The sequence below is a fragment of the Prevotella aff. ruminicola Tc2-24 genome, from assembly GCF_900110895.1.
Taxonomy (GTDB): domain Bacteria; phylum Bacteroidota; class Bacteroidia; order Bacteroidales; family Bacteroidaceae; genus Prevotella.
In genome coordinates, this window is the sequence record NZ_FOIQ01000006.1 from 228,223 (window position 1) to 242,911 (window position 14,689).

The window sequence follows — 14,689 nt, forward strand, 5'->3', positions numbered from 1 at the left end:
ATGAAGAATCTATCCAGACTCATGAGCAAGAGCGCCCTCGTCGCGCTCGTCGCTCTCGGTCTCTCCGCCTGTACCGATGATGACGACGTGATCGTCGGCAACATCACCATCTCGGAGAGTGAACTGAATAAGACCGTCGAGTGGGACGAGGTGGAGAGCTCCATCACGTTCACCGCCAACAGCAGTTGGACGGCCAGCGTCAGCGACGTGACCACCCGTGCCGCCAACACCAAGATCGAATGGCTCACGCTGACCGTGAACTCGGGCAATGCCGGAGAGGTGAAGATGCCGTTCTGTCTGAAGAAGAACGACTCCGAGTTCTACCGCGACGCACAGATAGAGATCCGCTGCGGCGACAAGACCTCGGTGATCAACGTCCACCAGAACCAGAACCCCGACGCCGTCCACACCATGGACCGCTCACAAGTAGAGAACTTCGACAAGTACATCTGTCCGGGCACTTGGAACGAGGGCTTCGAGCGCGGTGTCGACCATATGCTGCGCGACGATGCCAAGTGGTCATTCTGGCGCATGAAGCAGAGTGAGCACTTCTTCGTGTTCTGGGAGCCAGGCTTCGGCTACGACCCTAACGGCAGCGATGTGCCTGCCGCCCTGCGCGTCAATATCGACGACCTGCTGCAGAAGGCAGAGCAGTTCTATACCACCAACGTGGAGAAGTTGAAGATGGTGACCGTGGGTCAGGGCAAGAGCAACCTCGACAAATATAAGATGCAGATCTACCTGCTCTATCAAGAAGACTGGCTCGCCACCGGCTCAGGCTATGACAACCAGATCGGTGCCCTCTGGGTGAACCCCTCTACCTGTCAGCCCGCCGGCTCGACCATCGCCCATGAGATCGGCCATTCGTTCCAGTACCAGGCAGGCTGCGACAAGCTGCTCAACGGTCAGGCCGAGGAGACGGCCTATGGCATGAACGGCGGTTTCCGCTATGGCTTCGGCGCCAATGGTGCCGGCGGCTGCGCCTACTGGGAGCAGTGCGCCCAGTGGCAGTCGTTCCAGGACTATCCCGAGGAGTGCTTCACACAGAATGCCAACGTATCGGTATGGCTCCGCTCGCACCACCGTCACTTCAACCACGAGTTCATGCGCTATGCCTCTTACTGGCTGCCCTACTACCTGACACAGAAGCATGGTATCGAGGCCTACGGACGCATCTGGCAGGAGAGCACCTTCCCCGAGGATCCCATCCAGACCTACGCCCGTCTGTTCTGTGCCAGCGACATGGAGAAGTTCTACGATGAGTACTACGACTATGCCGCCCGTTGCGTGAACTACGACTTCGACGCCGTACACCAGTATCTCGGTCAGAACAGCAATGCAACAAACTACACGACCCATATGCTGCCGAAAGACGGCGGCTTCCAGCCCACCTACGACAATTGTCCTGGTACGACGGGCTTCAACGCCATCGAGCTGAACACCCCCGCCGCAGGTACGGTGGTGAAGGCCGACCTGAAGGCTGTAACCCCAGGCAGTGCGCTCGTCAGTGGCGATGCCGGTAAGGTGGTCGATGGCGATGGTCATGCCATCAGCACAGTGACCACCTACAACCAGCAGACCAACACATCGTCGGCCTACCGTATCGGCTTCGTGGCCGTCAGCGGCGGCAAGACCACCTATGGCACGATGGCCAAGGGAAAGAATGCTGTGGCAGAGATGAAGGTGCCGGCCGGCACCGACAAGCTCTACCTCGTAGTCGTGGCCACCCCGACAGACTACCAGCGCCAGGGTTGGGACGACGACGAGACCAACGACCAGCAGTGGCCTTACAACGTGAAGTTCGAGAACACGGGTGTGAAGGGCTTCGTCGAGATTCCTGCCGGCAATCCGGAGGATGTCGCCCTCACCTTCGACCTGAACGGTCTTGATGCGGCCTACGAAGGATATCAGGTTGCAGAGATCGACTTGCTCGGCGAGGGTCTCATCGAACAGATGGCCAAGGCCTTCCGACTGCAGCCCACAGAGATTCTCGGAGCCATGGCACAGCGCGCCGACGATAAGGTCGTGCCCGAGGAAGGCAAGGTGGCTGTCGGTCTGACACAGCCCGATGGTACCATCAGCTTCGCCTGCAGCACGAACGCCATCGGCCCATGGATCAATGCCGAGGGCATGGCCGCCACCTGGGGCGAGGGCCAGCTCTATTATGAGTATAGTGGCACCAGCTACCTCTTCCCCGTCGGCTTCAAGCCCGGCACTGTGGAGGCCGGCAAGACCTATACGATGAAGCCCACCTTCGTCTATACCAAGGACGGCAAGGAGTACAAGGCAGTCATCACTCTGAATCTACACTTCTAATATAATAAATTGTTTAGGTACCTTGTTTTTTAGGTCGTTGGGGGCGGCAGATAGGATTCCTTCAGGAGAATCCATCGGGCCGCCCCCGTTTTTTGGTGATAGAGAATCGTTATATGATGTCAGTCTGATGCAGACAATTCTCTTTTTCTCATATACAATTAGACGAGATATTCGAAGGGACAAACACGATATATCTTGACAAACGCCCCCTCATAACTCGCATGGAGATCAGAAACGATGGAATGAGAGGTGTAGGCGCGAGTTTTGGGCCGCCTTTATAATTAACTGATAATAAGACGATTACAACTACACAAGAACGAGGTGGGATCTTTCCTTCAAAGAGATAGGCCCTGTGAGTCGTGGAGATAGGGTTTACGAGTGAAAGAGATAATCCCTTATAGGGTATGGAGATGATCTCCTTCACTCGTAAGTGCCATTCCTTACCATCGTGGAGATAATCTCCTTGACTGTTAGAAGCCACCCCTACCCAAAGGAGCCCCCATCTCTACGCCGAACAGGGGAAAAAGGAACTAAAAGTCCCCCTTGGTTTTTCTAGTTCACAACTTCAGACAAGCACTTTTTTTGGCACTTTTTTAGGACAAACCAATGCGGTCCCTGAGCCTGTCGAAGGGACAAAGGAAAAAAGGTCGGAACAAACTGGGAGTTTCATGTCGGCAAAGTGACAGAAACCAGGCAACCCCGAATGCTTACAACCAGGGCACTTCAGGGTCAGCATCATTAATTACGCTCTTTTTCTTATTCCTTGCCATTATACACTGACGTCTCAATTCTGACTTGAGACGTTACAGTATAACACAAGTTCAATGAGGGCATCTCATATTCCCAATTATTGACAGAAAGGAACTCTTTACGATTCTCTTTTTCTGTATATAGCCATAATTCGTAATTGCCATCAAAGAGAATTCCTAGATTCAGATTCTCTTCGACCAATTTCACATCAAGTACCCTTTTACCTTTCAGCATATTTGCCACTACTGCCATCTTCCCAATCATAGGAGTATCGTCATCCTCAGAACATGCGATTAGTTCTTCACCACAACTAATTTCCCAATACCTCCATGCCCATATTGCAGAATCATTATCGAATTTTAGTAAAAGGATACTACTTGCCCCACCGCCAGTATTACTACTCACCACATAATTACCAATAAGTGCTCGCAAACCTGCAATAATTCTTTCCATGTTATTTTCCAAAAAGTGAATGTATCAAATCCCCTATCTCATGATAGCCATAACCTTGATGACTGACCTCGTCGTGTATAATTCTTCTCTCCATTAGTGTAAAGGAATTACCACTCTTGTCCTTGACACATAGACGGTATTCTTCTTTATATGCTTACATTTTTTCCATATGTTTTTTGTCTTTTTTATCGACTGTATAATGACATTGTCTATAACCGGATTCTTTTCATATGCTTCTCTCCTTAATAATCGAACTTCTACTATTCTCATCTTATTTGAGAACAAAATAGAATAAACGACAGAAGCATAAGGTTCAGACTCTTTACATCCGTCCCAGTTAGACCATAAGTCATATTGATTACGCATAATAAGAGAATCTAGTTCCTCCTTTTCACACATGAGATCTTTTCTCGTTGTAACCTCTATAGAATGGCCGTCGTTATCAATATAATGCATAACATTTCTTATCGTATCTGTCATGAGCCATATATTGCCATCTGCATCCCTTGCAACTCTTTCTTGTGAAAAAGAAGGAATACAAAAACAAAATGTGAATACAAAATAAACAATAATCCTAGTAAACATGATTAAGTCTTTTACTCATTAATGTCGCTCTCCCATGAACAAAAGGATCGACGCCCCGGTTGACCATGACAAGAAGGTCGCATAATACTGACAACAACAGTCTTCTCTTCATCAATTTATCATATTAATGCAGTATACTATTTACATTATAAGAACAAATCCCTTCGTTCTTGAAATACACGCGATACATAGTCCATCTGGAATTCCCCCTTTTCCTTAATGATTACACGAAATATGAATCTTTGTGACTTATGCTTATGGTATTCTTCTGAATTAGAGAGATAATCAACATTCCAATCCTCACACGCCTTAAAGAATTCTCGATATTGCAACTCTCGCTCATCAAATTGACGTATAAAAACTGTATCTGGCATATTATTGGGCTGTGGCCTATATCTATAATTATACCCCTTATCTCCCTTCTTCCAAAAAGTGAAATGAGTTATATAACGACTACATTCTATATGCTGAATAAAAAAAAGCGTGTCACCTACTTGATAATGAGGATATAAATCTCTTATTTTCTTTTCCCCATTCAGAATACGGCCCTTTTCTATCACATGCGCCAAGTCATGAGGCACCATATTATCAATAACATTTTTCAGTCCCACCTCTTTCATGGAATCCACAATGGCCGTCCATAAAATAGATGTCGAGTCTTCATCAACAAGGGTTGCATCCACACTATCTGCCGCACGTGAAGATGTACCGGTTGAAGAAATCGTACAACCCATAAAAGAACTTATCAATAATATGACTAATGTTTTCTTCATCTTCGTCTAGGTTTTTAATCTATTCAAATCGTGATGGCGGGCGCCGTGGTCGTAGGTGTTCAGGCCAAGCGTGCCGTCGAACTCCTTATTGTAGGTGACATTCATCTGCAATCCCATGCGATTTATGGTTGATATCAGCGGCAAATATAGGTAATTTGTCTGAGACCACCAAATCTGTGAGGTAATTTGTGGGGATCCCTTCTTGGATAAGTCAAGCGAGCGGTTCTCCCTTCGACAAGCTCAGGGACCGCAGGGCAACCGCAGGATCAGGGATCGCTGGAGCGGTTCTCCCTTCGACAAGCTCAGGGACCGCAGGGCAACCACAGGATCAAGGACCGCTGGGGGAGACTTCGACAGGCCGTTCTACGAACGCTCTTAGGGGCAGTTTTTTAGGACAAACGGAGGTGCATCGAGTTATTGTTGTACGTCGAAAAAACGAGCGAAACACTTGGTTTTCTCGGATATTTTCTATATTTTTGCACAATGATGAGACGACTGTTACTACTGCCCATCACTCTGCTGTTCCTCTTGCCTGTGATGGCAATGGGAGACTACCGCTATCGGAACATCACGATGAACGACGGATTGACCTCAAATGCCGTCCGTAACATCGTGCAAGACAAGTATGGCTTCATCTGGTTCGGGACGGACAACGGGCTCTGTCGCTACGACGGTACAAAGGTGCTGCCGCTACGCATCGCCGCGCTCGGCATCAACCAATATGTGTCGGCCCTGCTGGCCGGCGACGACGGCATCTACATCGGTACGGAGAAAGGCGTGTTCCGCCTGCCCTTCGAGCGACAGATGTTCGAGCGACTGCCAATGGATATCCATTCGGCAGTGACCTCGCTGGCGACAGACAAAGGAGAGGGACTCTGGATATCAACGATGGCGAACGGTGTGTGGCGCTACGACCTGAAGACAGGACAGACGAGGCACTATGACTTCAAGACCATCGGCAGTGCCGTGGCTCAGGTACTCGTCGACCACGGCAACCAGGTGTGGACCATCACCAACTGGGGGGCTCCGACCGTCCAGAAGCTGAACCGTCTGCACGACAGATTCGAGGCCGTCGACCTATCCTATAACGGGAACTATAACGCGTTGCGGATGCTACAGACCCGTGACGGACGGATCTGGATAGGCACGTGGGAGCAGGGACTGCTGCTGATGCACAGCGACGGACGACTGGAGCAGGTGCTCAACCCCGTCGCGACCAAGGTTGGCTCGCATATCCACACACTGCTTGAGAGGACACACGCTGGTGACGGCACCTCAGAGGGGCGGGCAGACGACTATATCTGCATCGGCTGCGACGACGGTGTGATATGCTTCAACCCGAAGACCAGAGAGTGGTGGCGACTGATAGACGGTCAGCGGCTGACCGACCGCTTCGTCTATGCCCTCATGAACGACACGGAGAACGGCACCTGGATTGGCACCTATTACGGTGGCGTGAACTACATCTCGCCTGTAGGCAAGCGCTTCGAGGCGTTCTCCATGGAGTCGGGACTGGCAGGAAATGTGATCTCACGTTTCTGTGAGGACAGGCAGGGCCATGTATGGATTGCCAGCGATGACGGTGGACTGATGTGCTACTCGCCACGAGAGCAGCGCTTCGTCGACTATCCGCACCGCGATATCCTGTCGCGCCAGAACACACATGCCCTGTGCTTCTGGGGCAGTGAGCTGTGGATAGGCACCTATACCAGCGGTGTACTGGTACTCAACACGGAGACCGGTGCCCTGAGACAGTATATGCAGACCACCGACCCCCACTCGCTCGACAACTCCAGCAGCTACGCTATCTACAACGACACGCAGGGACAGATCTGGGTGGCAACGATGGAAGGACTGAACCGTTACGACCGCACGGACAACTGGTTTGAGCGTATCGGAAAGGTGAGCTCACTGACCATCGACATCGACGAGGACCGCTACGGCAACCTGTGGCTGTCGACACAGGGCAGCGGACTGTGGAAATACGACACCAGGCACAAGACGTTCAGACAATACCTGCACGACGATAACGACCCTCACTCCCTGGCCGACAACCAGGTGAACTGCACATATGTCGACGAGAGCGGTCGGCTATGGATCGGCACACTGGGCGGACTCTGCCGCTACGACGAGGGCAAAGACCGCTTTATCAGCGCCAGCCTCGACGTGCCCAACCACAACGTCATGGGCATCATCGAAGAGCAGGGTGCCTTGTGGCTCTCGACAGAACGGGGCATCATCAAATACGTGCCCAACGGTGACGTGCAGCGGTTCACCCTCCACGACGGACTGGTGAGCGAGCAGTTCCAGCCGAACTCGGGCATCAAGGCCAGCGACGGCCGTATCTACTTCGGCACCACCAGCGGCTTCAACACCTTCCTGCCTTACCAGATCAAGACCAACAGCATGATGCCGCCCGTCTATATCACCTCGCTCCAGATCATGAACCGTGAGGAGCATACCTACGACGGACTGCCTCTGGACCTCTCGCAGACCAAGGAGCTGGTACTCGGCTATAACGACGCACAGATGCTCACCCTCTCGTTTGCCTCACTGAGCTACTGCTCACCGGGGAAAAACCAGTATGCCTATATGATGGAAGGGTTCGACAACGACTGGAACTACGTGGGCAACCAGAACCAGGCCACCTACACGAACCTGCCTGCCGGCACCTATATCTTCCACGTGAAGGCAACGAACAACGACGGCATATGGTCGTCGAACGAGGCGACGCTCCGCATCGTGGTACACCCGCCATTCTGGTGGAGCTGGTATGCCAAGGTCATCTATCTCCTGCTGGCAGGCGCCATCATCTGGTACTACATGCACACCCGTCTCCGTAGGGCCGAGCGCCAGCATCAGCGCGAGCTACAGCGGCTGAGCGAGGAAAAAGAGAAGGAGGTGCGCGAGGCTCGTCTGAACTTCTTCACGATGATTGCTCACGAGATACGCACCCCGGTATCGCTGATCATCGGTCCTCTGGAGAAGCTGAAGGACTCTAAGGTCGAGGGACTGGACATCATCGACCGCAACGCCCACCGTCTGCTGGAACTGGTGAACCAGCTACTCGACTTCCGTAAGGTGGAACAGCAGAGTCTGGCCATGCATTTCGCCCCACAGAATATCCACCACCTGGTGCAGTCGGTCAGCGAGCGCTTCGCCCCCACCTTCGAACAAGGCGGCAAACGGTTTACGGTAACCTATCCCGACGAGCACTTCACGGCCATCATCGACAGGGAGGCGGTGACGAAGGTCATCAGCAACCTGTTGACGAATGCGAACAAATACACCAAGGACGATGTGCGACTGACCTGCGAGGTGGAGCCCGACGGATCGCACTTCCGCATCGAGGTGACCGATAACGGCGTAGGGATTCGCGAGGAAGACCGCCAGCGGATCTTCGATCCGTTCTTCCAGGCGCAGGACAACAAGCCCGGCACAGGCATCGGACTGAACATCGTGAAGAACATCGTGGACCAGCATCATGGCTCCATCGGCGTCACCTCCGAGGTGGGCAAGGGCAGCACCTTCACCGTCATCCTGCCAGTGGGACAAGCCGCGGATGACAGGCAGCAGTTTGCGGATGAAGACTCTGAGGTGTCTGACGGGCTTGTCAGCAGATCATCTGTCAACAGCAGACAGACGGTCTACATGTCTTCTGACCAACGGCAGACCATGCTCATCGTCGACGACTCGGAAGATATGGTCACCTTCCTCAGCAATAACTTCCGCTATAAATACGAGGTCATCACGGCCGGCGACGGCATCGAGGCCCTGGAACGGCTCTCCAAGCATGAAGTGGACATCATCATCAGCGACTGGATGATGCCGAGGATGGACGGGGCTGAGTTCTGTCGCCGCGTGCGCCTTGACCCGCAGACCAGTCATATCCCGTTTGTCATGCTCACCGCCAAGACCGACGACGACTCGAAGATCGAGGGTATGGACGTAGGCGCCGACACGTATATAGAAAAGCCCTTCTCGCCGCAATATCTGGATGCCTGCATCCGGAATATGCTGGAGATGCGGCACCGCCTCAGGGAGCGGTTCTCCAGTCAACCGCTGGAGCCAGTGACGGAGATCGCCATCACCCCGACGGACAACGCCTTCCTGACAAGGATGAACCAGCTGATAGAGGAGAACTTCTCTAACTCAGAACTCAACGTGAACTTCCTCGCAGAACAACTGAATATCAGTCGAAGCGGTCTGTTCGCAAAGATTAAGACGCTTGCCGACGTGACACCCAACGAGATGATACAGATCGTAAGACTGAAAAAAGCCGCCCAACTGTTGAAGGACGGCAGGTATCAGGTAGGAGAGGTCGCCTATATGGTAGGCTTCTCAAACCCCTCTTATTTCTCGAAATGCTTCCATAAGCAGTTTGGCATCAAGCCGGGCGAGTTCGCCCAAGGCTAGAGACGCTTCCTATAACAACGATGCCGACGGTGCTGTGTACTCTCCAGATACTGCCACTGAGAGAGAACACCCTCGTTGGTCTCCATCTGCGGTCCTGTCTCCGCCCACTCAAACCCATAACGACGGAACTGTCGGATCAGGTCGTCGAAGATCAGCGCATTAGCACCCTTCGAGCGGTATTCTGGCAGAACTCCGATGAGCAGCAGGTCGACGACGTTTGTCTTATGCCATTTCAGGATCTTCAGTAGCTGCCACCAGCCAAAGGGAAGGAAGCGGCCGTCGCGTGTCTTCTGTAAGGCACGGGAGAACGAAGGGAAGGTGACACCGAAGCCCACCATCCTGTCGCCGTCCATGACTGCCGTCACCAGATTAAGGTCTGCGATCTTGATATAGTCGTTGACAAGTTTGTCGATCTGGGCGTCTGAGAGCTGACTGAACCCGTAAAGGTCCTTATAAGTAGCATTGAGCAGCTCGAATACCTGGCGCCCATAGCCCTCGTCGACCAGTTCCCGTCGTGTGAACTTATGCACCCGGAGGTGATAGCGGTTGCTCACCATCTCTGTGACCTTCGCGAACTTCGCCGGAACCACCTCTGGTATCTTTATCTTACACTCCACATAGTCATTATCCTTCGTGAAGCCACCCATATGCTCCATATGTTGTGGATAATAAGGGTAGTTATAGTTGATGTACATCGTAGAGAGCTGATCGAAACCGTCGACAAGCATTCCCTCACGGTCGGTATCAATAAAGCCCAGTGGACCGGCGATCTCTTGCATGCCACGCTGCCTACCCCAGTCCTCTACGGCCTGCAGCAAAGCTGTCGACACCGCCTCATCGTCGATGAAATCGAACCAGCCGAATCGCACCTGATGGGTATTCCATCGCTCGTTGGCACGATGATTGATGATCGCCGCCACACGGCCTACAATCCGTCCATCCTTATAAGCCAGAAAATAGGCTGCTTCACAGCACTCAAACGAGGGATTCTTATCCTGTTGAAGTGCCGACATCTCCTCTGAGAAGAGATAGGGCACCGCATACTTGTTACCACGATACAAATCATAATAGAACTGGACAAACTGTCTCAGTTCCTGTCGGGTCTTTACTTCACGGATCTCAATCATTAGCCTAGGAACAACTACTAATAAAACTCATAGTCCCACTTTTGGTTTCCTATGTTGAGTGCAAATTTACGAAAAGTCAAGCGCAAAACAAAGAAACTCGTTTCTTTTTTTTGCCGAGACAAAGTAATTTCGCTATCTGCGATGGCAAAGATATTAAAAACGAGTGAGATGTAAAAGGAAAACGTGTCTTTCTTTTCAATTTCCTTTTCCATAGGGTTGTTTTTCATTTCTCTCTCGCACGAGAGAGAAATGAAACTTTAGAGTCCCCTTGCTAAGGGGCGGCTATAATGCAGGGTTCCACCCTGCTTGTTTGTTCTTTTTCTTCGGCGCGATGAAAAGAACCAAAAGAAGCATCCACCCTAACCAAACTTGACCTTCGGTCGACTTCTGTCACGACTCGGGAGAGTTCAAGTAAAACTTGCCTCTCCTCTCGCTGTTCCATCAGTTCCCCCTATATGGGAAGACTTAACCGCTCCTCCTGTCGCTCTTACATTAAGGTACGCTCAGACCATCAAAGGTCTGGCGTGGTTTTTTATCGGCTGCGCACAGCTTCTTCGAGAATACTCTGCGGTATTCCCTTCGACAGGCTCAGGGACCGCAGAGGGGGAAACTGCTCAAGACCGCAGAAGGGCTCTGGGACCGCGCAGCAAGACTCGAAAACACTCCGCACGAGGAGGTCTTTAGAGGGTGTCCTATTTTCGGAGCCATATTGAGTCTTGGCTCGGGAAGCGAGCCAAGGAACGAAATACGAAATGCTGTCTGAGCGGAGCGAGTTCTTGGACAAGCCAAGCGAGCAGAGCTCGAGCGCATTGAGTGGCTACTAAAATCGGACAACCGGCCTCCGAGACAGGACGTTTTCGCACTCTTTCTTTTTGCTCCGGTTTTCTTTCTGGTGACAGAAAGAAAATGAAGAAAGGGTGGAACCCTGCAAAAGCCCCTTCTTATGAAGAAGGGCCAGGGGTTGATGAAGCCAACCTAATCATCCATCTTACGGATCTGAACGGTAGCCCGTGCCTTCCGTATCATCTCCGACAGTTTCTCACTGGGCGGTTCCTTCTCGGCCAGTTCAAGGAACTTCTGATAATAGATAGCCTGCTGCGCATAGTCTTCCAAGAGAAGGCCATAGGTCTGGCCGATATTATAATAGGTGGCAATAGAACCAGGGTTATAGGTCAGGTGCTCCTTCCACGCCTCGATGGCCTGCGGGTACTGTTGTGTCAGATAATAGCCCTCGCCTTGCGAGAGGGTGATGGCGCGCATCACGGTGGTGTCAGGATGCATCAGCTCACGGGCAAGACTCAGGTATCGAAGTCCTTCCTCATAGCGTTTCGTGTCGACACAGACCACACCAAGACGGTAGGCACAACCGGAATGCTGCATACCACTGATCAGGAAGGCAGGAATCAGATGCTTATAAGCCAACTCCAGACTGTCTATCCGAGTCTCACTCATGGCAGCAGAGTAGAGTGTGTTAAAGGTAGAATCGCCCTGTTGAAGCAAACGTTCATACACAGCCTCCGCCTTGTCGAACTGACGATCCATGAAGTACGCATCGGCCAGTGCACGGTTTACCAGGATATTCGTTGAGTCTCTCTGGAAGTATCGCAAGGCACAAGCGATACCGTTCTGTGGTTGCTGATTACGAGTATAACCCAGTGACAGTCCTGCGACCATCTCGCCATCCATGGGATATCGATTGACCAAACACCCCGTCCAATAAACATACGAATCGTTATCGCCCAGTTTCTGATAGCTATTGACTAACTGTCGGAAGGCATCATGCGAGAGACTATCCTCGGGCACGTTCTTCAGGATCTCACAGACCTCACGATAGTTGGCACGCTTATAGTGACAGTCGGCAAGTTTCATTCGGATTGAACACGGAGCCACAGCACTAACTGCAGCATCATGACGTAAGTTCTGAAGAACCACATCTGCTTGCTTTCGTGAAAGCATGGACAATTGTTCTTCCGGGAGTTGTACATTGGCAACAGCCTTCTCGACGGCTTCGGCCTTCGCTATTTCGCAAGCCCGTTGATAGTACTTTAACGCCTCGTAGGTGTCATACTGTTTCATACAACTGTCGCCTGCCTGCACACAGACCTGCAAGGAGTCAAGATCCTCGCCGCTGACGGGGGAAACCGTCAGCAGGGCGAGGGAAAACATCATAACGATTCTATTCATGAGAGAGATTCTATTTCTTTTTCTTCAAGGTAACAACAACCACACCGTTCTTGGCCTTCTCGCCATACTTCTCGATAGCAGATTTATCCTTCAAGATATCTATGTGGTCGATAGTTTTAGGATCAATGTCTTTTATCTTCTCAGGCTCAATGGTCTGGCCATCAACAATAACCAGGGGATGCTTGTCTGTATTCTTTGTATCATAAGCTATTGAAACATGAGAAGCAGGTTTTTGATCATAACCCACGATAACGAGTTCATTTAACTGACTCTTCGATTCTGGATCATACTTGATTGTCCCCTCATATTTGGCAACCTCCAAGTCTCCACCTTGAAGACGGAAGGTAAGAGGTACGGTGTACTTCACAGCAACGGGCTGACCATTCTGCTTACCGGGAACCCACTTCGGCATGGAGCCTACTATTCGGAGGGCCTCAGCATCAAGAGCAGGATGAACCGACTTGACCACCTTCTGATTATTAATGGTTCCGTCTTTATCAACAACAAATGTCACGATGACACGACCTTGGATACCTTCTTTTTCTGCACTCTTAGGATACTTGATGTTCTTTGTCAGGAATTCAAGTAATGCATTATGACCACCAGGGAACTGAGGCATCTCATCCACGACATCGAATATAGGAGCAGACACCGAGTTTGTATTAGTCTTCACTGTGTCAGTGACCACCATATCAGTTACCAAAGCAGTCTCGGGAGTCTTAGTTGTCTCGAGCTGAACGGTCTCTACGGGAACACTCTCAACGACTGTCTCCTCTGCGGAAGACGTGTTGATGTACTTCACCTCTGTGACCTTCTCGGCATTAACGGCGAGGGCAACGGCGATGATAGGCAGAAAAGCCAGTACTTTCAGAAGACGGCTACGATTGGATTTAGTATGTAACATCATATTGATTCGGTTTTTAAGGATACTGTGAGAGATTCCGTTGGCAAGGTAGTACCCGCCGATGCCAGCGGCTTTTGAGATTAACAGGTATTGGTATTGACGCGCATTGATGCCTTGAGAGAGTACCGCCGCATCGGCCTCGTACTCATGGATGGCTCGCAGATCACTGCGGAGCATCCACATCGCCGGGTTAAACCACTGCAGAGCGGTAAGCGTATCAACGAGAAGCACATCCCAGGAATGTCTGAGACGAATATGTCCTCGTTCATGAGCGAGAACAGAGGCATCACTTTCCTCGTAGTCACTACGATTCATGACTATATAATGCATCCAGCTGAAAGGCGACATCGCCGTGTTACCGGTCACACAGACGATGATACCATCCTGCAAGGGATGCTGCTCGCTTCTTTTAATCAACAGCACAAGCCTGATTATCGACAGAAGGGTATGCCCCAGTACCACTGCCACTCCCACAAAGAAGAGTACGGGTAGTACAATCTGCCACCAAGGTGTCTGAGGAGCAACAGCCTCAGCGACGGCTGCTCCCACTTCCACATCTACCTGTGGCATCGGCATCATGACAGTCTCATGGAGGGTTATCACACAGAACGGCATGACAAATGAGGCGATAGCCGTTGCCAGCAACACCACGCGGTTCACCCTATGAAAAGTCTCCTTGGCCAATAGTACACGGTAGAACATATAGAACACCGCGATGAGTACGGCCACCTTTACGTCGTATATCAGGAAGTCTGTCATTTACTGTTTTCTATATGATTGATGAGTTCTTTTAATTCCTCAACGGATATTTTCTCTTCCTTGACGAACGAGGAAACAACGCTGAGGTAGGAGTTGTTGAAATAGTTCTGGATGACACCGGCCATCGACCTCCGTCCATACTCCGTCTCTGAGATGAGTGGGAAGTATTGGTAGGTGTTCCCAAATTGTCTGTGATCAAGGAATCCTTCCTTCTCCAGAATACGGACCATCGTGGAAAGCGTATTGAAATGCGGCTTCGGCTCGTCGTAATAGTCTAACAACTCCTTAACGAACATCGGTCCATGCTCCCAATACAGGTCCATGATTTCCTTTTCTTTATTTGTCAACTTCTTCATAATTATTTCTTGCTTTAGATCTTACAAGACAAGCGACCATAGGCCGGATGTCATCATCAAAATACG

The 14,689-nt window shown here is 51.0% G+C and carries 9 protein-coding genes; 2 read left to right on the forward strand and 7 right to left on the reverse strand.

Going from position 1 to position 14,689, the window contains the following annotated elements; all coding sequences use genetic code 11:
• The gene (locus BMY63_RS11515) at nucleotides 1-2,316 is read left to right on the forward strand and encodes a DUF6055 domain-containing protein (protein ID WP_091916996.1); all 2,316 of its coding nucleotides are present in this window, start codon (nucleotides 1-3) and stop codon (nucleotides 2,314-2,316) included.
• A gap of 756 nt (nucleotides 2,317-3,072) precedes the next feature.
• On the opposite strand, the gene BMY63_RS11520 is transcribed toward BMY63_RS11515, so the two are convergent.
• Both BMY63_RS11520 and BMY63_RS11530 read right to left on the reverse strand, forming a co-directional pair.
• Nucleotides 3,073-3,519: a hypothetical protein gene (locus tag BMY63_RS11520; RefSeq protein WP_091916935.1), complete on the reverse strand. Its 447-nt coding sequence runs from the start codon at nucleotides 3,517-3,519 to the stop codon at nucleotides 3,073-3,075.
• A gap of 731 nt (nucleotides 3,520-4,250) precedes the next feature.
• The gene (locus BMY63_RS11530) at nucleotides 4,251-4,877 is read right to left on the reverse strand and encodes a hypothetical protein (protein WP_143065787.1); all 627 of its coding nucleotides are present in this window, start codon (nucleotides 4,875-4,877) and stop codon (nucleotides 4,251-4,253) included.
• A gap of 486 nt (nucleotides 4,878-5,363) precedes the next feature.
• On the opposite strand from BMY63_RS11530, the gene BMY63_RS11535 reads away from it, so the two are divergent.
• Nucleotides 5,364-9,293 (forward strand): two-component regulator propeller domain-containing protein, encoded by a 3,930-nt coding sequence (locus BMY63_RS11535; protein ID WP_091916998.1) that lies wholly within the window; start codon nucleotides 5,364-5,366, stop codon nucleotides 9,291-9,293.
• Here the strand turns inward: BMY63_RS11535 and BMY63_RS11540 are convergent.
• The 5 genes from BMY63_RS11540 to BMY63_RS11560 all read right to left on the reverse strand — a co-directional run bounded on the left by BMY63_RS11540 (nucleotide 9,290) and on the right by BMY63_RS11560 (nucleotide 14,623).
• Nucleotides 9,290-10,420, reverse strand: coding sequence for a GNAT family N-acetyltransferase (locus BMY63_RS11540; protein WP_091916941.1), 1,131 nt, complete (start codon nucleotides 10,418-10,420; stop codon nucleotides 9,290-9,292). The two genes, BMY63_RS11535 and BMY63_RS11540, sit on opposite strands and share 4 nt — an antisense overlap.
• A 17-nt stretch (nucleotides 10,421-10,437) precedes the next feature.
• Nucleotides 10,438-10,632 (reverse strand): hypothetical protein, encoded by a 195-nt coding sequence (locus BMY63_RS11545; RefSeq protein ID WP_143065788.1) that lies wholly within the window; start codon nucleotides 10,630-10,632, stop codon nucleotides 10,438-10,440.
• 763 nt (nucleotides 10,633-11,395) lie between these two features.
• Nucleotides 11,396-12,604, reverse strand: a complete 1,209-nt coding sequence (locus tag BMY63_RS11550; protein WP_091916945.1) for a tetratricopeptide repeat protein — start codon at nucleotides 12,602-12,604, stop codon at nucleotides 11,396-11,398.
• A gap of 10 nt (nucleotides 12,605-12,614) precedes the next feature.
• Entirely contained in the window at nucleotides 12,615-14,267 is a 1,653-nt protein-coding gene (locus tag BMY63_RS11555) for a M56 family metallopeptidase (RefSeq protein ID WP_091916947.1), read from the reverse strand.
• On the reverse strand, nucleotides 14,264-14,623 hold the full coding sequence (locus tag BMY63_RS11560; protein ID WP_091900099.1) for a BlaI/MecI/CopY family transcriptional regulator: 360 nt from the start codon (nucleotides 14,621-14,623) through the stop codon (nucleotides 14,264-14,266). Before BMY63_RS11560 ends, BMY63_RS11555 begins: the two co-directional genes overlap by 4 nt.
• Nucleotides 14,624-14,689 lie beyond the last annotated feature (66 nt).